Genomic DNA, 24,896 nt, shown 5'->3' on the forward strand with positions numbered 1-24,896 from the left:
TCGGTCGGCCGACAGGTGTCGGTGTGGCAACCAGTATCGCCGCGCAAACGCCCATCACGCTTGAGTCGTATCGCGGAGCAAAATGACGAAATCGGCACAGCGGCCGGCAGGGGCGCCGGGGGCGCGTGGCACTATGCCGATTTCGTCGTCGTCCTCATCGAAAAGCCACAAGCGGACGGACGCGCGACGGAGGAAGCTATGCTCCTTTCCCCACTTCGGACGGCTCATGATGAAGCGCATCCAGATCATCGATTCGCACACGGGCGGCGAACCCACTCGGCTCGTCGTGTCCGGCTTTCCGTCGCTCGGCAACGGCACGATGGCCGAGCGTCGCGACGTGCTCGCGCGCGAGTACGATCGCTACCGCACCGCGTGCATCCTGGAGCCGCGCGGCAGCGACGTGCTGGTCGGCGCGCTGCTGTGCGAGCCCGTCTCGCCGGACGCGGCGGCCGGCGTGATCTTCTTCAACAATAGCGGCTACCTGGGCATGTGCGGGCACGGCACGATCGGCGTCGTGCGCACGCTGCATCACATGGGCCGCATCGCGCCGGGCGTGCACCGGATCGAGACGCCGGTCGGCACCGTCGAGGCGACGCTGCACGACGACCTGTCGGTCAGCGTGCGCAATGTGCCCGCGTATCGCCACGCGCAGGCCGTCGAAGTCGACGTGCCGGGATACGGCCCCGTGAAGGGCGACGTCGCGTGGGGCGGCAACTGGTTCTTCCTGGTCAGCGACCACGGGCAGCACATCGCCGGCGACAACGTCGCGGCGCTTACCGCGTATGCGTCGGCCGTGCGCGCAGGGCTCGAACGCGCGGGCATCACCGGCGCCAACGGCGGCGAGATCGACCACATCGAGCTGTTCGCCGACGATCCCGCGCACGACAGCCGCAGCTTCGTGCTGTGCCCGGGGCTCGCTTATGACCGTTCGCCGTGCGGCACCGGCACCAGCGCGAAACTCGCGTGCCTCGCGGCCGACGGCAAGCTCGCGCCGGGCGCGGTGTGGCGGCAGGCGAGCGTGATCGGCAGCGTGTTCCACGCGAGCTACGAGCTGGCCGACGGCGGCATCGTGCCGACGATTCGCGGCAGCGCGCATCTGAGCGCGGAAGCGACGCTGCTGATCGAGGAAGACGATCCGTTCGGGTGGGGCATCGGGTCGTGAGCGAAACGAAGACCGACGTCGTCGTGATCGGCGCCGGCATCGTCGGCGCGGCGTGCGCGCACGAACTCGCGCGGCGCGGGCTGCGCGTGCTCGTCGTCGACGACGCGAGCGGCGGCGCGACCGGCGCAGGCATGGGGCACCTCGTCGCGATGGACGACAACGCGGCCGAACTCGCGCTGAGCCATTACTCGATCGAACTCTGGCGCGCGTTGAGCGGCGAGATGCCCGACGGCTGCGCATACCGCAATTGCGGCACGCTGTGGCTCGCGGCCGATGCGCACGAGATGGATCTGGCGCGCGCGAAACAGGCGACGCTCGCCGCGCACGGTGTGGCCGGCGAGCTGATCGATGCGGCAGCGCTCGCGCGACTGGAGCCGATGCTGCGCGCGGGCCTCGGCGGCGCGCTGAAGATTTCCGGCGACGCGATCCTCTACGCGCCCGTCACCGCGAACTGGCTGCTGCAGCGCGCGCCGCGCATCACGTTGCGTCGCGACAGGGCCGTCGCGGTCGATGGCCCGAGCGTGATGCTCGCGAGCGGCGACGTGCTGCGCGCGGAGCGTGTGGTCGTCGCGAACGGCGTGGCGGCGCGCGCGCTGCTGCCCGAACTGCCGCTGCGCCCGAAAAAGGGCCATCTGCTGATCACCGACCGCTATCCGGGCCACGTGTCGCACCAGCTCGTCGAGCTCGGCTATGCGGCGAGCGCGCACGCGAGCGACGGCACGTCGGTCGCGTTCAACGTGCAGCCGCGGCCGACCGGTCAGTTGCTGATCGGCTCGTCGCGCCAGTTCGACACCGAGGATGCGCAGGTCGAGCCGCCCGTGCTCGCGCGCATGCTGCGCCGCGCGGCCGGCTACCTGCCGGATCTGGCCGAGCTGAACGGCATCCGCGCATGGACCGGCTTCCGCTCCGCGAGCCCTGACGGCCTGCCGCTGCTCGGCGAGCATCCGTCGCGCCCGGGCGTGTGGCTCGCGGTCGGGCACGAAGGGCTCGGCGTGACGACCGCGCCGGGCAGTGCGCGGATCGTCGCCGCGCTGATGGCCGGCGAGCGGCCGCCCATCGATATCGAACCGTATTTGCCGGGACGCTTCTTGAGCGCGTCCCGCGTAGCCGGAGCGCTGACATGAAACGACCCCCACGTTCACTTCGTCCGCTGTCGACCGGAGTTGGCGCTTCGGCGCTGGCGTCGGTCCCATGCAAGGCGTCCCCCGCGAGGGCGGTCAGCCGCCTTGGGGCGGCCCGGCGGAGGCTGACATGATCATTCATCTGGACGGCCGCGCGATGACGGTGGCCGATGGCGCGACCGTCGCGGCCGCCGTCGCGGCGAGCGGCGACGACACGACGCGCGTGTCGTGCACGGGCGCGGTGCGTGCCCCGTTTTGCGGGATGGGTATCTGCCAGGAGTGCCGGATGACGATCGACGGCCGGCGCCGGCTCGCGTGCCAGACGCTGTGCCGCGACGGCATGCAGGTGGAGCGCACGCGATGAAACAGGAACGATTGAGCGTCGACGTCGCGATCGTCGGCGCGGGCCCGGCCGGGCTGTCGGCCGCGCGGGCCGCCGCACGAAGCGGCGCGACGGTTGCGATCGTCGACGACAACCCGCGCGCGGGCGGGCAGATCTGGCGGCAGCCGGCAGCAGTCGCACCGACGCCGGCCGCGGCCGCACGCCTCGCCGTGCTGCGCCAGCCGAACGTCACGCATCTCGCGGCGACGCGCATCGTCGCCGAAACGCAGCCGGGCACGCTGCTGCTCGAAGACGACGAACGCGGGCGGCTGCTCGATTTCCGGACGCTGATTCTCTGCTGCGGCGCGCGCGAGCTGCTGCTGCCGTTTCCGGGTTGGACGCTGCCGGGCGTGACCGGCGCGGGCGGCGTGCAGGCACTGATCAAGTACGGGCTCGACGTGCGCGGGCAGCGCATGGTGATCGCAGGCAGCGGGCCGCTGCTGCTGGCGAGCGCGGCGACGGCCCGGCAGGCCGGCGCGCGCGTATCGCACGTGCTCGAACAGGCCGCTTGGCGCGACGTGGCCGGCTTCGGTACGGGGCTGTGGCGCTGGCCGTCGAAGCTCGCGCAGGCCGCGAAGCTCGTCACGACCGCGTATCGGCCCGCTGCGTACGTCGTCGAGGCGTTCGGCGACGAGCGGCTCGAACGCGTGCGGATCCGGCACGGCGATCGCGAATTCGACGTCGACTGCGACCGGCTCGCATGCGGCTTCGGCCTCGTGCCCAATACCGTGCTGCCGCGGCATCTCGGCTGCCGGATCGAGAACGACGCGGTGGCCGTCGACGCGCACCAGCGCACGAGCCGCGACGGGTATTTCGCGGCGGGCGAGTGCACGGGCGTCGGCGGCAGCGAGCTGGCGATGGTCGAAGGTGAGATCGCGGGCTACGCGGCGACGGGGCAAACGGCACTGTTGGCCGCTCTCGTCGCCCGGCGCGCGCACTGGCAGGCTTTCGCGGATGCCGTGCGTGAGCGCTTCGCGATCCGCGAACCGATCCGCCGGCTCGCGCGGCCCGACACGCTGCTGTGTCGTTGCGAAGACGTGCGGTTCGACGCGGTCGCGCGGGAACCGGGCTGGACGGCCGCCAAGCTGCAGTCGCGTTGCGGGATGGGCGCGTGCCAGGGGCGCGTGTGCGGCGCGGCCGCGCAGGCGCTGTTCGGCTGGACGCCGCCCCTGCCTCGCACGCCGCTCGTGCCCGCGCGGATCGGCACGTTGATGCTCGACGGCACGGGGGCCTGCGACAGCGCATGATGCGTGACGCTGGCGGACTGTGATGAAGCGGCCCCGGTTTGCGCCGGGCCGTGCCGCTCCTTCCATCTTTATTTCACCTTCACTTTTCCTGGCCGCCGGCCTCGGCTCGCCACCAGCGCGCAGGCGATCGAGCGTCGTGGGCATGGGCACGGGTGGCGGCTCCTTCTGTCGCGGTGCCAGTTCATCGACACAGTGCCCGCGCCGTCGAGCTCCATCGGCAGGATGCGATCGCAGTTCAACTGCATGAGGCGCCGCGCGGCGGGGCCCGCGTGACGGTAGGCAAGGAGGTCTGATTGAGGGTGATCAACCGAATTGCCGATCCGGCAAGCAGCGGGAAAAATAACAATATACAAAATAATATAATATTGATTCTTTAATCATATCCCTCCGCCGATGAACGACGATTTCCCGGCCGGGCTACCCGGCCCCGACCAGATGCGCGCCGCCGCCGGATCGGCCTGTGCGCTCCTGAAGGTGATGTCGAATCCCGACCGTCTGCTGCTGCTGTGCGAACTGTCGCAGGGCGAGCGCTGCGTGAGCGATCTCGAGGCGCGCCTGGACATCCATCAACCGACGCTGTCGCAGCAGCTCGGCGTATTGCGGGACAACGCGCTGGTTCGTACGCGCCGCGAAGGCAAGGCGATTCACTATTCGCTCGACAGTCCGGCCGCGATTGCGGTGATGGGCGTGCTGTACGAACAGTTTTGCGGGGCGACCGTGAAGGAGGTACGCGATGCAGATTGATGCGCTTCATTTCACGCCGTGGCTGTCGCTCATCGGCGGCGTGATGATCGGGTGCGCGGCCGTGTGGCTGGTCGCGTTCAACGGCCGGATCGCCGGTATCAGCGGGATCGTCGGCGGCCTGCTGACGGCGGGCCGTGCAGAGCGCGGCTGGCGCGCGGCGTTCGTCGCCGGGATGATCGTCGCACCCGTCGTCATGCGTTTCGCCGGGAGCAACTCGATGCCGCAGGTCGACGCCAGTTGGCTTGACGTGATGGCGGCCGGGCTGCTGGTCGGGATCGGCACACGATACGCGGGCGGCTGCACAAGCGGCCATGGTGTATGCGGAATTTCGCGCGGGGCGCTGCGCTCGGCGGTCGCGACGGCGACCTTCATGGTCGCCGGCTTCGCGACCGTGTTCGTGCGGCTGCACGTTGCGGGGGGCTGACATGCAGGCAGGATTCGCGTTTCTGGCAGGGCTGCTGTTCGGCGTCGGCCTCATCGTGTCGGGTATGGCCGATCCCCGGAAGGTGCTCGGTTTTCTCGACCTGGCGGGCCGCTGGGATCCGTCGCTTGCGCTCGTGATGGCGGGCGCGATCGGCGTTGCGGTGTTCGGGTTCGCGTGGGCGAAGCGCCGCACACGGTCGTGGCTCGGCCTGCCGATGCAGTTGCCCGCGCAGCGGGCGATTACCGTGCGCCTCGTCGCGGGAAGCGCAGTATTCGGCATCGGCTGGGGGATTGCCGGGTTTTGTCCCGGCCCTGCGATCGTGTCGATCGGCTTCGGAGTGGCCGAGGGAATCGGGTTCGTCGTCGCAATGCTGGCCGGAATGGCGTTGTTCGAATGGATCGAGCGACGGCGGAATGGGCCGTGAGGCTGGTGCGGCGGCTGCGCTGGAAGCGGGCGCCCGTCACGTCGTGCGTTCGTCCATCGCCGCGATGAGCCAGCCGCCCCGCGGGATGCTGTGGATCGCGTTGGCGGAAGGCGTGCGCTCCGATGTGTTGTTCGACGCCGCGCTCGCGCATGGAGTCAAGATCGCGCCCGGTTCGATCTTCTCGAATGCGGGCCGTTTCGACGGCTATATCCGGCCCGGCTGCGCGCGCGTATTCGATGCGGCGCACGAGGCGGCGTTCGACACACTCGGCCGCCTCGTACGGGAAGCCATGGCGGCCGGGTAAGCGCGACGGCGCCGGCCGGTCGGACTTCCGCATACGCGAGTGCGCCGGCCGGGCGCGGTACCGAAGCGGCAAGCCTCCGCCATTTCATCGGCCGACCGCGTGCGTGGCGAGGTGCTGGCGAATCAGCGACAGGTAACGATCGCCGACCGAGAAATCGCGTGCCGCGCGCGGCCGGGCGGCGGCCGGCCGCAGCGTGGCCGGCGCGCTCATGCCCAGATACCGGCACACGGCCGACGGAAAGGGCTTGCGCGTATGCCCGAGCTGACGCGCCGCGCGTTCGACGCGGGCATCGCCGACCTGGGCACGAAGCCACGCCAGCACTTGGCGATCGGTGTCGTTGACGATACGGACCAGATGTTCCATCGCGCGCCTCACTGTTCATAAATACAGTACTGTAAATATAACCAGTGTTTGCGAGAACCGCAAGCGGCGGCGCGTCGGCTGGCCGTTTCGCCAGGGTCAGCGCGCCGGCGCGGCGGTGCGCGCGAGCCGGGCAGCGGCCGCTGCCGGTGCGGCGATGCCCGTATAGCGCGCATCGGTCAGCGTGCCGAGAAATGCGACGATGTCGTCGATTTCCGCGTCGGTCAGCGCGGGCGGCGTACCGGGCCGGCGGTTCATCGGCGTCGAGTTGACGTTGATGTTGCCGCGATAGGCGGCCGGCACGTCGTCGAACGTTCGGGCGCCGTGATACCAGAAGCCCGGATCGGTCGAGCGCGTGTTGTAGAACGCGACCGCGTCGCGCAGCGTCGTGAACACGCCGTTGTGCATGAACGTCTGCTTGACCGCGACGTTGCGCAGCCCCGGCGTGCGCAGGTAGCCGCACCACTGCGTCGGTTCGGGCCAGCGCAGCCGCCGCGCGGTGTCGCACAGTCCGTTGTCGAAGTGGCGCGGATCGCGGTTCGCCGGCAGCGCACGGTTGCGCGGCACCGCGATCGCGTCGTAGCCGAAATCGGTGAACAGCGAGCGCTCCGGGCGGCTCGACGTGTCCGACAGCGTATGGCAGGTCATGCAATTGCCCTTGTCCGGATTCCGGAACAGCGCGAGCCCGCGCATCTCGGCCGGCGCGAGCGGCTTGCGCGTGCGCAGGAACGCATCGAAGCGCGACGTGAACGGCGCCATCTCGTCGCTCTGCAGATAGGCTTCGACGGCCGAACCGAGCGCGCGCACCAGTCGCTCGGGATCGCGCCGCACCGGCGCGCCGAAGCGCGCGGCGAGATCGGTCGCGAGTTCGGTCGCATTCACCTTGCGCAGCAGCGCGGCCGGCGACCGGTTGTTCATCTCGTTCGGATCGAACAGCGGCCCGCGGATCTGTTCGGCGAGCGTATCCGCGCGGCCGTCGCTGAACAGGCCGCCGAACGGCGACGGCGCGGGCGCATCGTCGTCCTGATAGAAGTGGCGGCGCGGCACGTAGCGCACGTACAGCAGCGACGGCGCATTGCGCTGGCTGAAGCGCCCGGGCCGGCTGCCTTCCGGCACGCCGGGCCCGGCGAGCGACGCGGCCGACAGCGTCGGCGCGAACGCGCGGCCCGGATCGTGGCAGCCCGCGCAGGACATGCCGCGCGGCTCGGACAGCCGTGCGTCGAAGAAGATCCGGCGGCCGAGCGCGACGAGCGTCGGGTCGGGCGCGAAGCGCGCGGTGGCCGCATCGATCTTGCCCGTCACCTGCGGCGTGCCGTTGCCGATCGTGTCGACGACGCGCGACGGCGGCGCGCCGGGCAGCAGGACCGTTTCGGCCGGCGCGGCGTGGGTCGCGAGCGTCAGGCCGGCGAGCAGGGTAGCGGCAAGCGTGTGCAGACCACGTACGCCCGGCCCGTCACGTCGAACTTCGTCACTCACGGCGCGATGAACCCCGTCTTGTCGCAGGCGAGCGTCCTGCCCGACTGATTGCACGACGCCAGGAGCTTGCCGGCCGCCGAATACGCATGGAACACCCAGCCCGTTGCCGGGGCGGCGTTGCGCTCCATGATCAGGAAGCCGAAGCTGTTATTGTGCGACAGCCGCTCGATCACGGCGCCCGGCGCGGGTGTCAGGCCGGCCGGGAACGGGTCGGGCAGCGCGACGTCGAGGTTGTCGCCGCCGTTGCCGGACACGATCGTCGCCGGGTGCCCCGACGAGAAGTTGATCGCCTGGAAATCGTGCACGTGGCCGTGCAGCGCGACGTGCACGCCCGGCGGGTAGTACGCCTGCGCGTTGAGGCTCGACATCACCGACTGCAGCGCGAGGTTGCCCGGCGCGGGTGTGCTTCCGGCGATCGGCGCGAATGCGAGAATCGGATGATGGTTCGTGAAGATCGTCGTCGTCATGCCGGGCTTCGACGCGAGCGATGCGACCGTCTGGAACTGCTTCTGGTAGATGCCGAACTGCGCGTCGGTGGTCTTGAGCGGCGTGCGGCCGACCTTCGCGGTGTCGAACACGATCACCTGCGAGCCGTCGCCGAGTGAAACCGCATAGGGCTCCGAATAGTTCGCGTCGTTGTCGTTGGCCGGATCGTCGCACGAGCGTGCGGCGGAGTACGGGCGCGGGTCGAGGAAGCGGAACCAGGCCTGGCCCGCCCGCGCGCATTCCTCGTGGTTGCCGCGCACGACCACCCACGGCGCCTTCGCGAGCAGCGGCGCGGCCGGGCGGAACAGGTCGGCCTGCCACGTATCCCAGCCGTAGCCCCACGGGCTGTCCTTGCAGCCGGCGATGTCCGGCGGGCATGCGTTCTCGCGGTAGTGGTAATCGCCGACGTGCAGCACGAGATCGGGCGACAGCTTCGCGACGCTGGCCGCGATCGTGCCGAGCGGCCAGACCGCGGCGTCGTTGCACGCCTGCCATGCGTTGTCGGCCTTCTTCATCCGGCAGCCCGTGTCGGCGATGATCGCGATGCGCCGCGGCTGCGCTTTCGGCAGCGGCAGCGTGCGGCCCGCGACGCTCGCCGCCTGCGCGCCGGCGGGCAGCGTGGCCTCGCAGACGGACACCGGGAAGCTCGACGGTTTCGAATCGGCCGGGTCGCTGGCGGTCGGCCGCTGGGCGACGGTCGCCGCGCCTGCGCGCAGCGCCATGCGCGACAGCTTGCCGTCGACGGTCAGTTGCGGGCATATCGGATCGCCGGCCGACGCGGGCGTGTAGTTTGTGATGACGCGCGCGATCGCCTGGTTCGCATCGCCGATCTCGACCCATGCGGCCTGGACGTTGGCGGACGCGCTGGCCGGATCGTCCGGCGTATCGATGTGATTCGAGCACGCGGACAGCGCGGCGAGGGCAACAAGCGGGGCGCAGCGCACGAGCAGCGCGCGCGAGAGGATTCGTCGCATGGGAAGGGGAAGCGCCGTAGGAAAGCCGTCAACGATACGCAGCGCGAATGTAAGAAATGTGAAAAGCGCGGCGCGACAGCGCGCATGAACGGGGCAATCGACCTTGACTTCAAGCCGGCTTGAAGCAGTATCGTCCGGTTCGTCATCAACGAATCGGAAGGGAATCGACGATGGAAGCCAACCGGCCCAACGAAGCGCAATCCGCGCTATGGAACGGTCCGTCGGGGCGCGCATGGGTCGATGCGCAGGCGCTGATGGACCGGATGTTCGAGCCGTTCGAAACGCTGCTGGCGGATGCCGCGGCAGCGTCGTCCGCAATGCACGTGCTCGATGTCGGCTGCGGCACGGGCGCGGTCACGCTCGCGATCGCGCAGCGGCTCGGCGCGGGCGCGCAGTGCACGGGCATCGACATTTCGGCGCCGATGATCGACGCTGCCCGCGCGCGTGCCGAACGCAGCGGCGTGCGCGCCCGGTTCGTGTGCGCGGACGGGCAGACGCATGCGTTCGAGCCCGCCAGCGTCGACCTGTTCGTGTCGCGCCTCGGCGTGATGTTCTTCGACGACCCGGTGCGGGCGTTCGCGAACCTGCGGCATGCGGCGCGGCCCGGCGCGCGAATGCGGTTCGTCGTGTGGCGCGGCGCGGCCGACAACCCGTTCATGACGACGGCCGAGCGGGCGGCCGCGCCGCTGTTGCCGAACCTGCCCGCGCGCCAGCCTGGTGCGCCGGGGCAGTTCGCGTTCGGCGACCGGCAGCGGATCGCGTCGGTGCTGTCGGATAGCGGCTGGGCCGACGTCGCGATCGAGCCGGTCGACCGCGCGTGTGCGCTGCCGGCGTCCGCGCTGGACGACTACATCGCTCGGCTGGGCCCCGTCGGCCTCGCATTGCTGAAGACGGACGAAGCAACGCGGCAGCGCGTGATCGACACGACGCGCGCGGCGTTCGAGCCGTACGTGCATGGCGCCGAGGTGCGGTTCGATGCGGCGTGCTGGCTGGTGACGGCGCGCGCGCCGTCTGCCTGACGTGTAGCGTGAAAGCTGCGGAAGTGGATCAGGGAAGCCCTGGCCGCCCGTCCGCGCCGGGATGACGCGCACCCGTGTGACGAAGCAGGGCCGCGCGACGTGCGTGCGTCAGCGTTGGCGCGCGCGCAGCATCAACCACGCGCAACCACCGGCCGCCAGCACGAGACCGAGCAGGACGGCCTCCACGCCGAGCGCGAAACCGGGCGGCATTTCGCCGCTGTTCGGCACCGGCGCCAGGTTGCCGGCCATTGCGATTGCGCCGCCGGCGAGCAGCGCCGCGCAGACGATCCAGTAGACCTTGCCGCGCGGCGGCGCCGCGCGGATTCGCCACAGCGCGATGGCGCCGCCGCCGAGGTACAGCACGGCGAGCGTGCCGAGCGCGATGACGTCGGCCGCGCGGCTGTGCAGCAGCCCGCTCATTCGGCCTCCGTCGCGTGCCCTGGCGCGCGGCTCAGCAGATGCGTGCGCGTGTCCGCCGCGAGCGACACGTAGCGTTCGTACTGGCGCAGCACGTCGGCAATCACTTCGTCGCCGCGCAGGTATTCGACGTCGTAGCCGAGCCGGCCGTCTTCGAAGAACGTGACGATGCCATACACGTGCGTACGCGACGCGTCCGGCTCGGCCGCCTCGCGCACCAGGAACGCGGCCGCGGATTTCACGGTGACGCGCACGCCGTACACGAAATCGCGATGGTCGGCGGTCGGCACGGTGAGCCGCACCGCATCGTCGCTGTCGCGCTGCACGTGCGCATCGACGCCGCTCGCGCGCAACTCGTCGGCGACCTTGCGCAGCGCGGGCTCGACCGTTTCCGCGACGAACTGGCGCGCCTCGGCTTCGGTCGTCTGACGCAGGATGTGCGTCAGGCGATGGCGCCAGTGCTGGCCGGTCCAGAAGCTCGTCGCGGGTGCGACGTCCTGCGAATAGTGCGCGCGGTCGGCCGCGAGCCCGCGCCACAGCCCGTAGCAGAGCGCGAGCATGATGAGGGCGACCGGCAGCGCGGCGATCAGCGTCATCGCCTGCAATGCGCCGAGCCCGCCCGCGACGAGCAGCACCGCGGCCGTCACGCCGAGCAGCGCGGCCCAGAACAGCCGCTGCCAGACCGGCGAATGCGCGCTGCCGCGCGTCGCGATCTGGTCGATCACGAACGCGCCCGAATCCGCGGACGTGACGAAGAACACCGCGATCAGCACGATCGCGACGATCGACAGCAGTTGCGGCAACGGCAGGAAATCGAAGAAGCGGAACAGCAGCGCATCGACGCTGGTCGCCGTCTGTGCGAGCGCGCCGGCCGCGCCGTGCGTATCGAGCCAGATCGCGCTGTTGCCGAACACCGTCATCCACACGAGGTTGAACGCCGTCGGCACGAGCAGCACGCCGATCACGAACTGGCGGATCGTGCGGCCGCGCGAGATGCGCGCGATGAACATGCCGACGAACGGCGACCACGACACCCACCACGCCCAGTAGAGGATCGTCCAGCCGCCGAACCAGCCTTCCTCGCGCGGCGGCGCGTATGCATAGGTGCGGAACGACAGGTCGACGAGGCTCGACAGGTACTGACCGATGTTGTCGGCGAGCGCGCGCAGCAGGAACGCCGTCGGGCCCGCGATGGCCACGAACGCGAGCAGCAGGAACGCGAGCAGCAGGTTCAGCTCGGACAGCCTGCGCACGCCCTTGTCGAGGCCGCTCGCGGCCGACAGCCCCGCGAGGATCACGACGAGCGCGACGAGCCCGAGGCGAAACGTATTGCCGCCCGTGTCCCAGCCGGCGACCGTATGCAGGCCCGCGCTCAGCTGCATCACGCCGTAGCCGAGCGTCGTCGCGATGCCGGCGACCGTGCCGACCAGCGCGAACGCATCGACCGTGTGGCCGATCCAGCCGTCGATGCGCTCGCGCAGCACCGGATACAACCCCGAGCGCAGCGTCAGCGGCAGGTTGTAGCGGAAGCCGAAGTACGCGAGCACGAGCCCCATCAGCCCGTAGATGGCCCACGCATGAAAGCCCCAGTGGAAGAAGGTCATCAGCATCGCCTCGCGCGCGGCGTCGGGCGTGCCGGGGGCGACCGTCGGCGGCTTCAGGAAATGCTGCATCGGCTCGCCGACGCCGAAGTACATCAGGCCGATGCCCATGCCGGCCGCGAACAGCATCGCCGTCCACGACACGAAGCTGAATTCGGGTTCGGCATCGTCGGGGCCGAGCCGGATCTTGCCGAAGTCGCTGGCGGCAATCAGCACGAGAAACACGAGGAAGCCGGTGACGGCGAGCACGTAGAACCAGTCGAAACGTGCGATGACCCATTGCTGGCCGGCGAGGAACAGCGCGCCGGCTTCGCTCGGGTGCAGCGCGCACACGACGAGCAGCGCGCCGATCACGGCGAGCGCGGGCAGGACGACCTGCGGCTTGAATGTCGTGCGAGGCGAGGGACGGAGATCCGGCATGGCGGGTATCCAGTTGTGGGCGCAACGACGCGCAACGCCGCCCGGCGCGCACGTCGCGCGTCGGACCCTGATACGGCATGCGTCGAGTGTACCGCGGTGTCAGGACTGCAAGAACGGGTATGCAGAGGGAATCGAACCTGACGAATTGTAAGGTATCGGGGCGATCGGGAAAACCGGCGTGGTGCGCCGGCCGGGCTGGTGGCGGGACGGGGAAACGTCGTGGAGAACGTCTATGGGGCGCCCGGACGGCGCATGCAGGGTGCGCATCGTCCGGGGCGTGGAGAGCGTGCCGAGGGGCCGCCCGGCGGGTTCAGAACGTGACGGCGATCCCCGCCATGCCGACGAACTGGCCGCGCGTCGTCGACGGCGTGAGCTGCTGCGAATCGCCGACGATCGGCGCCGCGTCCACGATGTGCCCGGCGCCTTGTGCGCCGAGCGTCTGCCCGCTCGAATGCGTGTACGCCTGCAGCGCGTAGAGCGTCGTGCGTTTCGACAGGCTGTACGACTCCTTCAGCGAGTACTGTTGATAGCGGGCCGCGCTCGCGACGCCGTTCGCCTTCGATGCGAGCGTGTACGCGAATGCGCCGGCCACCGAGAACGTCGGCGTGAGGCGGTACGCGGCGAGCGCGCCGTAGGTGTTGAACACGGCCGTGTCGGTGAAGGCCGAGCCGTTGCCGGGCAGGTACTTCACGTTCGAATAGTTGAGCCCCATCGTCAGGTCGCCGAGCGTGTAGTTGCCGGCCGCCGCGACCTGTTCGACGGCCTTCGCGGTCAGATAACCCTGGTTCAGCACGGATACCGCGAAGCTGCCCGACGCCGCGGTGGCCGGATTCTGGAAGCCTGCGGACGAACCCGAGCTGTTGATCCGCAGGTAGCCGGCCGCGATCCCGATCGGCCCGTTCGCGTAGCGCAGCGCGGCGCTGAACGTGTTGCCCTTGCCGGTCGCGCCGGCGATGCCGCCGAATGCGTACATCGCGCTCGCGGTGAGTCCGGCGAAGGTCGGCGACGTATAGGTGACCGAGTTGTTCACGCGGATCGTCGTGTCGAGGCCGTCGATGTCGCCGGGATGCGCGCCGGTGGCGCCGGTCAGCCAACTGCTCGACGCGTACGGGCCGACGAACAGGAAGTACGGCGTGTACTGGCGGCCGGCCGTGACCGTGCCGTAGCGAACGTTGCGCAGGCCGACGAAGGCCTGGCGGTTGAAGATCGTGCCGGCGGCGGCCTGCGCGCCCGTATTCAGGTTGAAGCCGGCCTGCAGGTCGAAGATCGCGTGCGTGCCGCCGCCGAGATCCTCGTCGCCGCGCAGCCCGAACTTCGACGCATACAGGTTGCCGTCGCGCATATAGACGTTCGAGTGTCCCTGCTGGTTGTTCACGTACGCGATCGAATCGTCGACCACGCCGTACAGCGTCACGCTGCTCTGCGCATGGGCGGCGGTCGTGCCGAGCGACGCGGCCGATAAAATGAGGATTGCATAACGGTTGACGGGTGCTGTCATTGTCGATCTCCGGGTCTCTTCATCTTTTCAAGGGGGCGGGAGGTTGAATGCCTCCTCTGTGGCAGGCGGCGGGCCGCGCGAACGGCCCGCCTGATCGGGTTGGCTTCGGCCTCAGCGGTTCAGCGGTTTAGTGGTCGAACGCGACGACGAGGCGGCGCCATGCGCCGTCCCGCGTATCCTGCTCGACGCGCGCACCGCGCACGGCCACCGGGCCTTGCAGCGACGTGGGCAACAGGATCTCGACACGGTCGGCCGGGCGCGCCGGGCGGCCGTCCCAGCGGACCGACACGCCGAGCGCGCCGGACGCCTCGCGGCCGGTCTCGATGCGCCACAGTCCGTATTCGCCGTCGCGCCAGGCTTCCGTTTCGCCGTCGTCCTCGACGCATTCGCCGTACGCGACGCCGTCCTCGATCCGTGGCGCGACGAGGAAGCCGCGCGTGTCGGCGCGCGCACCGAAGTGCTGTTCGGCGACGTTCAGCGGCAGCACGCGGCCTTCGCGCAGCAGCATCACCGGCGTGTCGAGCGGCGCGGGCAGCGTCACGCTCGCGCCGCCGTCGAACGATTGCGCGCTCGCGCAGCACGTCCAGCGTGCGCCCGACGGCAGATACACCGTGCGCTCGGACTGGCCGGGATCGACGACCGGCGCGACCAGCAGTGCGTCGCCGAGCATCATGTCGTCGCACGCGTCGTAGCAGCGCACGTCGCCCGGGAAGTCGGCGAAGGTCGGCCGCAGCACGGGCTCGTAGCGCGTCGTCGACAGCCACAGCAGGTGATAGAGGTAGGGCAGCAGCCGGTAGCGCTGCTTGATCAGCGACGCGATCTGCGCGGTGATCTCCGGGTACATCCACGGTTCGTTGACGGTGCCGTCGTCGTTCCACGAATGAATGCTGAAGCGCGGCATGAAGATGCCGAACTGCACCCAGCGCAGCAGCAACTCCGGCGACGGCGCGGGGCCGGAGAAGCCGCCGATGTCGTGGCCGATGTTCGATACGCCCGACAGCGCGAGCCCGAGGCCCATCTTCAGGTTGTAGCGCAGCGTTTCCCACGACGTGTAGTTGTCGCCGGACCACGTCTGCACGTAGCGCTGCATGCCTGCGCCGCCGGAGCGCGACACGAGGAACGGCCGCCGCGCCGGCGCATGCGCGCGCTGCGCGTCGCGCGACGCGCGCATCATCAGCATCGTCTGCAGAACCTTCGCCTCGCGCGCCGGAAACGGCTGGCCGAAGCCGTGCGCGATCGCGTCGGGCGACCAGATCTCGTATTCGTTGTTGTCGTTCCAGGTCGACTCGATCCCGTATTCCAGCAGCGCCGACGTGACTTGCTCGCGCCACCAGCGGTAGGCGTCCGGCTGCGTGAAGTCGACGTACGCGCCGACCTCGTCCCAGAACTGCACCCACGCGGGCTCGCCGGAGGCCGAGCGGATCAGCAGGCCGCGCTTCGCGGCGTCGTCGAAGGCCGGATGGTCGCGCAGCAGGCACGGCTTGATGTTCGCGCACAGGCGGATGCCATGGTCGCGATAGTGCTGCACGAAACCCTTCGCGTCGGGAAACTTGTCGCGGTTCCAGTTGAACACGTAGCGCTTCGCGCCGATCGACGTATAGCCCGACGACAGGTGGAACGAATCGCACAGGATGTCGTGCGCGTCGCACTGCTCGACGAACTGGTTCATCTGCTGCTGCGCGTCCGGCGCATCGGTGTAGCTCATCGTCGAGCCCGAATAGCCGAGCCCCCATTTCGGCGTGCGCGCCGGACGCCCGGTCAGCCACGTGAAACGCCGCGCGGCCGCGAGCGGCGTATCGGGCGACGCGATGAAGTAGTAGTCGAGATCGCCGTGCTCGGCGACGAAGTAGCGATAGAGCCCGTGGTAGTTGTCGAGTTCGCGGCCCATGTCGAACGTGCAGTCCGACAGCGTGTCGTAGAACAGCCCGAACCCCTGGCGCGCATCGGGCGACCACGTGATGTAGAACGGGATGTGCTTGTAAAGCGGGTCGGTGTGCTTCGCGCTGTAGCCCATCGCGTCGATGTTGCGCATCTCGAAGCGCGCGCCCGTGCGGTCGAGTTCGCCCGCGCGTTCGCCGAGGCCGAATACCTTGTCGCTCCGCTCGCGGGCGACGTAGTGATAAGCACGATCGTCCCACCAGCCGAAGTTGTACGCCTGCGTCGCGCGGTCGGCGAGCACGATGCGCCATGCGCCGTCCGCGCCGCGCATCGACCACGTGCATTGGCCGCCTTGCCGGCGCACCGCGAGCCGGATCTGCGCGGTTTCGATCCGCACGCCGTCGTCGTCTTCGGCGAAGTCGTAGTGGGGCAGCGCGAAGCCGCTCAGGTCGAGCCGGTCGCGCCCGTCGAGCGGCACGTCGTCGAGGCCGGGCGCGATGGTCCACGTGCGCGGGGTGCGCGCCGTCGCGTTGGGCAGCACGCGCAAGCGCACGATGTCGTCCTCGAGCACGAAGATTTCGAGGGTGGCGCCCGTATCGGACGCGAGCAGCACGCGGTTCGCGTGGTGGCTGGCGACGCGGAACACGGGCGGATGAAGGAGCGAAGTCATAAGGCGATTCCTGGTGAAAACGGAGCTCAGGCGTGCTGCGCGAGCAGGCGTTCCTGCTTCGACTGGCCGCGGATCAGCACCGCGAGCAGCGTGACGCCGATGATGTCGAACAGGCCGAGGCACGCGAACAGCGGCGCATAGCCGATCTTGTCCGCGAGCGCGCCGACCAGCAGCGAGAAGCCGAGGCCGCCGATCCACGCGGCCATCCCGGCGAAGCCGCTGGCGGTGCCGACCTCCTCGGAATCGAACACGTCGGCCGACAGCGTGTTGACGAGCGCGGAGATCATCTGGTGCGCGAAGCCGCCGACGCAGAACAGCGCAATCGCGGTGTACGGCGACGACACGAGCCCAATCATCGCCGGCCCGAGCATCAGCACCGCGCCGAGCGCGACGCCGGCGACGCGCGACCACACGAGCGGCAGCTTGAAGCGGTTCGCGAGGTAGGGCGACAGGTAGCCGCCGGCGATGCCGCCGAGGTCGGCCGCGAGAAACGGCATCCACGCGAACACCGCGATCTGCGTGAGCGGCATGTGGCGCTCGGTCGCGAGATACAGCGGAATCCAGAAGCTGAAAGTCTGCCATGCGGGCTCCGCGAAGAAGCGCGGCAGCGCGATCGCCCAGAAGCGCCGGGCGGTGACGACGTCGCGGACGCGGCGCCTGGACATGGGCGGCATCGTGGCCTGGCCGTCGCGGATCAGCGTGCGTTCCCGCGCCGTGATGCGCGGATGGTCGGCCGGCGACCGGTACTGCGTGTACCAGAGCGCGGCCCAGATGAAGCCGAGCGCGCCGGTGACCATGAACGCGGCCTGCCAGCCGAACCGCATCGAGATGAACACGACGAGCGGCGGCGCGATCGCGGCGCCGAGCGACGTGCCCGCGTTGAAGTAGCCGACCGCGACGGATTTCTCGCGGTCGGGAAACCATTCGGCGACGGCTTTCATCCCCGACGGAATCGCGGCCGCCTCGAACAGGCCCAGAAAGCCGCGCAGGATGCCGAGAGACAGCCAGCCCGATGCGAAGCCATGCGCGACGCCGACCACCGACCACAGCATCGCGAACAGCGCGAAGCCGAGCCGCAGCCCGATCAGGTCGACGATGAACCCGCATACCGGCTGCATGATCGTGTAGCCGATCTGGAACGCGCCGACGATGTACGAGTACTGCTGCGTCGAGATCGCGAACACCTGCTTGAGCTCGGGCGCGAGCACCGCGAGGGAATTCCGTGCGAGGTAGTTGAGAATCGTGCCGAGACACACGAGCACGATGATCCACCAGCGCAACGCCTTGACTGTCTTCACTGCTGTCTCCTGTCAGGCAGGGCGGGCGCGCGGCGCCTGCCCGGTCCATGAGGGCCATCCGTCGGGATGGCTTGTTTCGTTTTCGTTCGTACGATGTCCGATCTTGCTGCGCGCCGGTTTGTACCGGTTTATATCGAATTCACGGTGTTCGAGCGAAAATTCGGTCGTCAGCACACTGCAATGTTATCTGACGACTGATCATTTTCGAACATCCTATGTTCGAATGCGAATCCGGTCAACGTGAATCTGCATTCGAACGAACTTGCTTGGGGTTTTCCCGATGACGGTGCGCCCGACACAGGGGTCGCGACGGAAGGGCGTCGTCCGTCGAAGGCCCGTGCGGCGCGGGCGGGCGACTTCGCGGGCGGCTGACGAAGGTGCGCGGGGGTGACAACCCGGATGAAAATTTATTTTTTTTCGGCCATCAGATTGTGTAAATTCATTTTCATCGAACCTTGCAACAACCCTTCGCATGACGCCTCTCGTTCCGCCCGATGTCAGTCACGACGAACCTGCGATCGCCGAGCGGATCGCGTCGGCGATGCCGTTGATGACGCCGATTCACCGGCGCATGGGCGAATTCGTGCTCGCGAACCCGTTTCGCGCGGCGACGATGCGGATCGACGAACTCGCGCAGGCCGTGAATGCGTCGATCGCGACCGCGAACCGCTTCGCGAAGGCGCTCGGTTTCGACGGCTATCCGGCGATGCGCGCGGCGCTCGTGCGCGGCTTCGAGGCCACGCTCGGGCCGGTCGAGCGGCTGCGTTCGGCGCAGGAACAGGAGCCCGGCGTACGCGGCGCGGTCTGGATCGATGCGGTGTTCGACCAGGCTGTCGCCAACATCGAGAACACGCGCGCGCAACTGGATGCGGCCGACGTCGAGGCGGCGGTCGAGGCGATCGTCGGCGCGCGGCGCGTGCTGATTCTCGGCGCCGGGTCGAGCGCGTTTCTGACCGGATTGATGGAGCACGGACTGTCCGTCTGCCATGACAGCGTGCAGTCGCTCGCGCTGCTCGGCGGGCCATCGCATGCGGCGCGACGTCTGTACACCGCCGATTCGCGCGATCTCGTGATCGCGCTCGCGTTTCCGCGCTACGTGAAGGACACGATCGAGCTGGCCCGTCGTGCGGCCGCGCGCGGCGCGCGCGTGCTCGGCATCTCCGACGGCCCGCAATCGCCGCTCGCGCCGATCGCGTCGCTGAACCTGTACGTCAAGGCCGAGCGGCGCTTCGCGGCCACGTCGGAGGCCGCGGTGCTGACGATGATCGAGGCGCTGATCGACGCGGTCGCGCTGCGCACGCACCGGTCCGCGAAATCCGCCGCCGAGATGACCGAATTCCTGCTGCCGTGGCTCGTGCAGCCGCAAGCGGCGCTGCCGGCCGCCAACCCTTCTTCCCCCCGTCCGAAAAAATCATGACTTCACCCGCGATCGTCGCGATTCACGGCGGCGCAGGCACGATCCTGCGCGAAGCGATGGATACCGACACCGAACGTCGGTACCGCGCCGAACTCACCGCGATCCTGCAGGCCGCGCAACAGGTGCTGGCCGACGGCGGCAGCGCGCTCGACGCCGTCACCGTCGCGGTGCGGATGCTCGAGGATTGCCCGCTGTTCAACGCCGGGCGCGGCGCCGTGTATACGGCCGAAGGCAAGCACGAACTCGACGCGGCGGTCATGGACGGCGCGACGCTCGGCGCCGGCGCGATCTGCTGCGCGACCCGCGTGCGCAATCCGGTACTCGCCGCGCGGCGCGTGATGGAGGCGAGCGAACACGTGCTGTTCGCCGGCGCGGGCGCCGACGCATTCGCGGCCGCGCAGGGGCTCGAGCTCGTGGAACCCGACTACTTCGACACCGAAGCGCGGCATGCGCAGTGGGTCAAGGCGCGCGCGGCGGCCGGCGCGATGCTCGATCACGATGCGGCGACGTTCGTGTTCGGCCAGTCACAGCCGCAACCCGCCGAGCCGCTCGATCCGGACCGCAAGCACGGCACGGTCGGCGCGGTCGCGTGCGACGTGCATGGCCATATCGCGGCGGCGACGTCGACGGGCGGCATCACGAACAAGCAGCCGGGGCGCGTCGGCGATTCGCCGATCATCGGCGCCGGCTGCTATGCGGACGACGCGACCTGCGCGGTCTCGTCGACGGGCACCGGCGAGATGTTCATCCGGCTCGCGACGGCCCACGACGTCGCCGCGCAGATCGCATATCGCGGCGCGTCGCTCGCCGACGCCGCGCACGACGTCGTGATGAACAAGCTGCCGCGCCTGGCGGGCCGCGGCGGAATCATCGCGGTCGACGCGCACGGCAACGTCGCGATGCCGTTCAACACCGAAGGGATGTACCGCGGCTACGCGCGCGTCGGGGAAGCGCCGGTCGTCGGCATCTACCGCGACGACGCGGCCTGAAACCGGATCGCACGAGGAGATACGCGATGACTTCGAGCCGTAACCCGTCGGCCCTGGCGCTGCCCGAGCAGCGCGTGGTGGCCGTCGATGACCTGTCGGTCACGTTCCGCCGCGAAAGCGCGACGTTCGACGCGGTGCGCAACGTGTCGTTTCACGTCGATCGCGGCGAGACGCTCGCGATCGTCGGCGAATCGGGCTCCGGCAAGTCGGTCACGTCGCTCGCGCTGATGCGGCTCGTCGAGCACGGCGGCGGCGAGATCACGAGCGGACGGATCGCGTTCCGGCGCCGTGGCGGCGCACTGGTCGATCTCGCGCAGACGAGCGCCGCGACGATGCGCGGCATCCGTGGCGCGGACATCGCGATGATCTTCCAGGAGCCGATGACGTCGCTGAATCCGGTGTTTACGGTCGGCGACCAGATCAGCGAGGCGATCGCGCTGCACCAGTCGAAGAGCGCGGCCGAAGCCCGCGCGGAAGCGCTGCGGCTGCTCGATCTCGTGCGCATCCCGGAAGCGCGCCGCGTGTTCGCGCGCTATCCGCACCAACTGTCGGGCGGGATGCGGCAGCGCGTGATGATCGCGATGGCGCTGTCGTGCCGGCCCGCGCTGCTGATCGCCGACGAGCCGACGACCGCGCTCGACGTGACGATCCAGGCGCAGATCCTGCAACTGATCCGTGGGCTGCAGGACGAAATGAACATGGGCGTGATCTTCATCACGCACGACATGGGCGTGGTGGCCGAAGTGGCTGACCGCGTGCTGGTGATGTATCGCGGCGAGAAGGTCGAGGAGGGCGAGTCGGACCGCATCTTCGCGACGCCCGCACATCGCTACACGCGGGCGCTGCTCGCGGCCGTGCCGCGGCTCGGCTCGATGCAGGGCACCGACGCGCCGGAGAAATTCCCGCTGCTGAAGGTGGACGGCACGAGCGCGACGGCCGCGGCCCCGACCGCGGCGTCCGCCGCGAACGACGCGCAGCCGCTCGTCGATCACGCCGCGCCGCCGATCCTGCGCGTGCGCGATCTCGTCACGCGCTTTCCGGTGAAGAGCGGCGTGTTCGGCCGCGTGTCGCAGTACGTGCATGCGGTGGAGCGCGTGAGCTTCGAGCTGCGCGCGGGCGAGACGCTCGCGCTCGTCGGCGAATCGGGCTGCGGCAAGTCGACCACCGGCCGCTCGCTGTTGCGCCTCGTCGAATCGCAGAGCGGCTCGATCGAATTCGACGGACGCGACATCAGCGCAATGAAGGGGCATGACCTGCAGGCGCTGCGGCGGAACATCCAGTTCATCTTCCAGGACCCGTTCGCGTCGCTGAACCCGCGCCTGACCGTCGGCTTCTCGATCATGGAGCCGCTGCTCGTGCACGGCGTCGCGAGCGGCCGTGAAGCGCAGGCGCGCGTCGACTGGCTGCTCGACAAGGTCGGCCTGCCGCCGGAAGCCGCGCGCCGCTATCCGCACGAATTCTCGGGCGGCCAGCGCCAGCGGATCGCGATCGCGCGCGCGCTCGCGCTGAACCCGAAGGTCGTGATCGCCGACGAGTCGGTGTCGGCGCTCGACGTGTCGGTGCAGGCGCAGATCGTCAACCTGATGCTCGACCTGCAGCGCGAACTCGGCGTCGCGTACCTGTTCATCTCGCACGACATGGCGGTGGTCGAGCGCATCAGCCATCGCGTCGCGGTGATGTATCTCGGCCAGATCGTCGAGATCGGCCCGCGCCGCGCGGTGTTCGAGGCGCCGCAGCACCCGTACACGAAGAAGCTGATGAGCGCCGTGCCGGTCGCCGACCCCGCGCGCCGGCATGCGCCGCGCCAGCTCGCGGCCGACGAGATTCCGAGCCCGATCCGCGCGGTCGGCGACGAGCCGCTCGTCGCGCCGCTCGTCGCGGTCGGCCCCGATCATTATGTCGCGACGCATCGCGTCGGCGGCGCGTATTGAGTAGTGGAGTCGTGCGTTGCGATGACGGCGCACGAACCGGCAGGCAGTCGAAACCGAAACGCCCGTGAGGCGTCACCGATTCACCGATAGGAGCCCAGCAACATGAACAAGCAGCATCCGTTTCCGATGTTTCGTCCGCGCGCATGCTTCGTCGCGCTCGCCGGCGCGTTCGCGCTGTCGGCCGCGCTGCCCGCGTTCGCGCAGCAGACCGCGGTGATGGCGGTGGATTCGACCTTCACGACGATGGACCCGTACGACGCGAACGACACGGTGTCGCAGGCCGTCGTCAAGTCGTTCTACCAGGGGCTGTTCGGCTTCGACAAGGACATGAAGCTCGTCAACGTGCTCGCGACCGGCTACGAAGCCAGCCCCGACGCGAAGACATACACGATCAAGCTGCGCTCGGGCGTGAAGTTCCACGACGGCACCGATTTCAACGCGGCGGCCGTGAAGGCGAACTTCGACCGCGTGACCGATCCCGCGAACCACCTGAAGCGCTACAACATGTTCCGCGTGATCGAGAAGACCGAGGCCGTCGATCCGACCACGGTGAAGGTCACGCTGCGCGAGCCGTTCTCGGCGTTCATCAACACGCTCGCGCACCCGTCGGCCGTGATGATTTCGCCGGCCGCGCTGAAGAAGTGGGGCCGCGACATCGCGCTGCATCCGGTCGGCACCGGCCCGTTCGAGTTCGTCGAGTGGAAGCAGACCGACGACCTGAAGGTGAAGAAGTTCGCCGGCTACTGGAAGAAGGGCTACCCGAAGATCGACGCGATCGACTGGAAGCCGGTGGTCGACAACAACACGCGCGCGGCGCTGATGAAGACGGGCGAAGCCGATTTCGCGTTCCGCATTCCGTTCGAGCAGGCGGCCGACCTGAAGAGCAACCCGAAGGTCGACGTCGTAGAGCGGCCGTCGATCGTGCAGCGCTACGTGTCGCTGAACATGCTGCAAAAGCCGTTCGACAACCCGAAGGTGCGCCAGGCGCTGAACTACGCGGTGAACAAGGAAGCGCTCGCGAAGGTAGCGTTCTCCGGTTTCGCGACGCCGTCGACCGGCGTGGTGCCGCAGGGCGTCGATTACGCGACGAAGCTCGGGCCCTGGCCGTACGACCCGGCGAAGGCGCGGGCGCTGCTGAAGGAAGCCGGCTATCCGAACGGCTTCGAGACGACGCTGTGGTCCGCGTATAACAACTCGACGTCGCAGAAGGCGATCCAGTTCGTGCAGCAGCAGCTCGCGCAGGTCGGCGTGAAGGTGCAGGTGCAGGCGCTGGAAGCCGGCGAACGCGTCGCGAAGGTCGAGAGCGCGCCCGATCCGGCGAAGGCGCCGGTGCGGATGTACTACATCGGCTGGTCGTCGTCGACGGGCGAGGCGAACTGGGCGATCACGCCGCTGCTGGCCGGCGCGTCGGCGCCGCCGAAGCTCGTCAACACCGCGTACTACAAGAACGACTCGGTCGACGGCGATCTGACGAAGGCGCTCGAGACGGTCGACCGCACGAAGAAGGCCGAGCTGTACGCCGATGCGCAGAAGCAGATCTGGGCCGATGCGCCGTGGATCTTCCTCGTGCAGGAGAAGATCGTGTATGCGCGCAGCAAGCGGCTGCAGGGCGCATACGTGATGCCGGACGGTTCGTTCAACTTCGACGAGATCTCGGTGAAATGACGGCGGCTTGCCCGCCACGCAGCGCCGGCGGCGTAAGCCGCCGGTGCGCTGATTCGATCGGTGTCCCATGCTGAATTTTCTCGTCAAACGCCTGTTCGGCCTGCTGCCCACGCTCGCGATCGTCGCGGTGCTGGTGTTCCTGTTCGTGCATCTGCTGCCGGGCGACCCGGCGCGGCTCGCGGCCGGCCCCGAAGCCGACGAGGCGACCGTCGCGCTCGTGCGCGCCGATCTCGGGCTCGACCGGCCGCTGCCCGCGCAATTCGCGCGCTTCTTCGCGAAGATCGCGCACGGCGATTTCGGTGTGTCGACGCGCAGCAAGCGGCCGGTGTCGACCGAGATCGGCGAGCGCTTCATGCCGACGCTGCTGCTCACGCTCGTCAGCATGGTGTGGTCGACGCTGTTCGGCATGGCGATCGGCATTGCGTCGGCGGTCTGGCGCAATCGCTGGCCCGACCGACTCGGGATGACGCTCGCGGTGTCGGGCATCTCGTTTCCCGCGTTCGCGCTCGGCATGCTGCTGATGGAGATCTTCTCGGTGAAGCTCGGCTGGCTGCCGGTCGTGCCGGACGGCACGTGGAAGAGCTACGTGCTGCCGTCGCTGACGCTCGGCGCCGCGGTCGCGGCAGTGATGGCGCGCTTCACGCGCGCGTCGTTCGTCGAGGTGCTGAACGAGGATTTCGTGCGCACCGCACGCGCGAAGGGCGTGCACGAGCCGATGGTCGTGCTCAAGCACTGCCTGCGCAACGCGATGATCCCGGTCGTCACGATGATGGGGCTGCAGTTCGGCTTCCTGCTCGGCGGCTCGATCGTCGTCGAGGCCGTGTTCAACTGGCCGGGGCTCGGGCGCCTGCTGGTCGACGCGGTGACGATGCGCGACTACCCGGTGATCCAGGCGATCGTCCTGCTGTTCTCGCTGGAATTCATCCTGATCAACCTGACCGTCGACGTGCTGTACGCGGTCATCAACCCGACCATCCGGTTCAAGTGAG

The 24,896-nt window shown here is 69.1% G+C and carries 21 protein-coding genes and 1 pseudogene; 14 read left to right on the forward strand and 8 right to left on the reverse strand.

Annotation, left to right across the window (positions count from 1 at the left end):
* Positions 1-229: 229 nt before the first annotated feature.
* The 8 genes and pseudogenes from KPB06_RS27260 to KPB06_RS27295 form a co-directional block, all read left to right on the forward strand.
* Positions 230-1,162, forward strand: coding sequence for a 4-hydroxyproline epimerase (locus tag KPB06_RS27260; protein WP_059582314.1), 933 nt, complete (start codon positions 230-232; stop codon positions 1,160-1,162).
* Positions 1,159-2,286 (forward strand): NAD(P)/FAD-dependent oxidoreductase, encoded by a 1,128-nt coding sequence (locus tag KPB06_RS27265; protein WP_059583062.1) that lies wholly within the window; start codon positions 1,159-1,161, stop codon positions 2,284-2,286. The genes KPB06_RS27260 and KPB06_RS27265 overlap by 4 nt, the downstream gene beginning before the upstream one ends.
* Before the next feature lie 127 nt (positions 2,287-2,413).
* On the forward strand, positions 2,414-2,647 hold the full coding sequence (locus tag KPB06_RS27270) for a 2Fe-2S iron-sulfur cluster-binding protein (protein ID WP_059582312.1): 234 nt from the start codon (positions 2,414-2,416) through the stop codon (positions 2,645-2,647).
* Positions 2,644-3,912 carry an NAD(P)/FAD-dependent oxidoreductase gene (locus KPB06_RS27275; RefSeq protein WP_059582310.1) on the forward strand — a complete coding sequence of 423 codons (1,269 nt, stop codon included), beginning with the start codon at positions 2,644-2,646 and terminating at the stop codon, positions 3,910-3,912. Before KPB06_RS27270 ends, KPB06_RS27275 begins: the two co-directional genes overlap by 4 nt.
* 393 nt (positions 3,913-4,305) lie before the next feature.
* Entirely contained in the window at positions 4,306-4,656 is a 351-nt protein-coding gene (locus tag KPB06_RS27280; RefSeq protein WP_059582307.1) for an ArsR/SmtB family transcription factor, read from the forward strand.
* Positions 4,646-5,080, forward strand: coding sequence for a YeeE/YedE family protein (locus tag KPB06_RS27285; RefSeq protein WP_060009452.1), 435 nt, complete (start codon positions 4,646-4,648; stop codon positions 5,078-5,080). Before KPB06_RS27280 ends, KPB06_RS27285 begins: the two co-directional genes overlap by 11 nt.
* Position 5,081: 1 nt before the next feature.
* Complete coding sequence (locus KPB06_RS27290) at positions 5,082-5,504, forward strand: DUF6691 family protein (protein WP_059582301.1); 423 nt, start codon at positions 5,082-5,084, stop codon at positions 5,502-5,504.
* Positions 5,505-5,523: 19 nt separating this feature from the next.
* Positions 5,524-5,808: pseudogene (locus tag KPB06_RS27295) on the forward strand (PLP-dependent aminotransferase family protein); the annotation flags it as partial.
* 84 nt (positions 5,809-5,892) lie between these two features.
* On the opposite strand, the gene KPB06_RS27300 reads toward KPB06_RS27295, so the two are convergent.
* The 3 genes from KPB06_RS27300 to KPB06_RS27310 all read right to left on the reverse strand — a co-directional run bounded on the left by KPB06_RS27300 (position 5,893) and on the right by KPB06_RS27310 (position 9,104).
* A complete protein-coding gene (locus KPB06_RS27300; protein ID WP_006495044.1) occupies positions 5,893-6,171 on the reverse strand; it encodes a CppA family protein in 279 nt (92 codons plus the stop codon).
* 96 nt (positions 6,172-6,267) lie between these two features.
* The gene (locus KPB06_RS27305) at positions 6,268-7,644 is read right to left on the reverse strand and encodes a cytochrome-c peroxidase (RefSeq protein WP_099317347.1); all 1,377 of its coding nucleotides are present in this window, start codon (positions 7,642-7,644) and stop codon (positions 6,268-6,270) included.
* Positions 7,641-9,104 (reverse strand): metallophosphoesterase, encoded by a 1,464-nt coding sequence (locus KPB06_RS27310; protein WP_059582295.1) that lies wholly within the window; start codon positions 9,102-9,104, stop codon positions 7,641-7,643. The genes KPB06_RS27305 and KPB06_RS27310 overlap by 4 nt, the downstream gene beginning before the upstream one ends.
* Before the next feature lie 170 nt (positions 9,105-9,274).
* Between KPB06_RS27310 and KPB06_RS27315 the strand changes: the two genes are divergently transcribed.
* On the forward strand, positions 9,275-10,123 hold the full coding sequence (locus KPB06_RS27315) for a class I SAM-dependent methyltransferase (protein ID WP_124658063.1): 849 nt from the start codon (positions 9,275-9,277) through the stop codon (positions 10,121-10,123).
* 108 nt (positions 10,124-10,231) lie between these two features.
* Here the strand turns inward: KPB06_RS27315 and KPB06_RS27320 are convergent, their stop codons facing one another.
* The 5 genes from KPB06_RS27320 to KPB06_RS27340 form a co-directional block, all read right to left on the reverse strand.
* Positions 10,232-10,543 carry a hypothetical protein gene (locus KPB06_RS27320; protein ID WP_059582288.1) on the reverse strand — a complete coding sequence of 104 codons (312 nt, stop codon included), beginning with the start codon at positions 10,541-10,543 and terminating at the stop codon, positions 10,232-10,234.
* Positions 10,540-12,561 carry a BCCT family transporter gene (locus KPB06_RS27325; RefSeq protein WP_275905886.1) on the reverse strand — a complete coding sequence of 674 codons (2,022 nt, stop codon included), beginning with the start codon at positions 12,559-12,561 and terminating at the stop codon, positions 10,540-10,542. The genes KPB06_RS27320 and KPB06_RS27325 overlap by 4 nt, the downstream gene beginning before the upstream one ends.
* A 310-nt stretch (positions 12,562-12,871) precedes the next feature.
* Positions 12,872-14,059, reverse strand: coding sequence for a porin (locus KPB06_RS27330; RefSeq protein WP_124859199.1), 1,188 nt, complete (start codon positions 14,057-14,059; stop codon positions 12,872-12,874).
* A 127-nt stretch (positions 14,060-14,186) separates the two neighbouring features.
* On the reverse strand, positions 14,187-16,607 hold the full coding sequence (locus KPB06_RS27335; protein ID WP_275905885.1) for a glycoside hydrolase family 31 protein: 2,421 nt from the start codon (positions 16,605-16,607) through the stop codon (positions 14,187-14,189).
* Positions 16,608-16,633: 26 nt separating this feature from the next.
* Complete coding sequence (locus tag KPB06_RS27340; RefSeq protein WP_275905884.1) at positions 16,634-17,905, reverse strand: MFS transporter; 1,272 nt, start codon at positions 17,903-17,905, stop codon at positions 16,634-16,636.
* A 472-nt stretch (positions 17,906-18,377) separates the two neighbouring features.
* Here KPB06_RS27340 and KPB06_RS27345 point away from each other — a divergent pair, with 472 nt between their 5' ends.
* From KPB06_RS27345 to gsiC, 5 genes are all read left to right on the forward strand, one after another.
* Positions 18,378-19,322 (forward strand): MurR/RpiR family transcriptional regulator, encoded by a 945-nt coding sequence (locus tag KPB06_RS27345; RefSeq protein WP_059639331.1) that lies wholly within the window; start codon positions 18,378-18,380, stop codon positions 19,320-19,322.
* Positions 19,319-20,311, forward strand: coding sequence for an isoaspartyl peptidase/L-asparaginase family protein (locus KPB06_RS27350; RefSeq protein WP_124658066.1), 993 nt, complete (start codon positions 19,319-19,321; stop codon positions 20,309-20,311). Before KPB06_RS27345 ends, KPB06_RS27350 begins: the two co-directional genes overlap by 4 nt.
* Positions 20,312-20,337: 26 nt before the next feature.
* On the forward strand, positions 20,338-22,242 hold the full coding sequence (locus tag KPB06_RS27355) for a dipeptide ABC transporter ATP-binding protein (protein ID WP_275905883.1): 1,905 nt from the start codon (positions 20,338-20,340) through the stop codon (positions 22,240-22,242).
* A gap of 102 nt (positions 22,243-22,344) precedes the next feature.
* Positions 22,345-23,907: a glutathione ABC transporter substrate-binding protein GsiB gene (gene gsiB, locus KPB06_RS27360; RefSeq protein ID WP_059582269.1), complete on the forward strand. Its 1,563-nt coding sequence runs from the start codon at positions 22,345-22,347 to the stop codon at positions 23,905-23,907.
* Positions 23,908-23,974: 67 nt separating this feature from the next.
* Complete coding sequence (gsiC, locus tag KPB06_RS27365; RefSeq protein ID WP_059582267.1) at positions 23,975-24,895, forward strand: glutathione ABC transporter permease GsiC; 921 nt, start codon at positions 23,975-23,977, stop codon at positions 24,893-24,895.
* Position 24,896 lies beyond the last annotated feature (1 nt).

This window comes from Burkholderia semiarida (genome assembly GCF_029268935.1).
Taxonomy (GTDB): domain Bacteria; phylum Pseudomonadota; class Gammaproteobacteria; order Burkholderiales; family Burkholderiaceae; genus Burkholderia; species Burkholderia semiarida.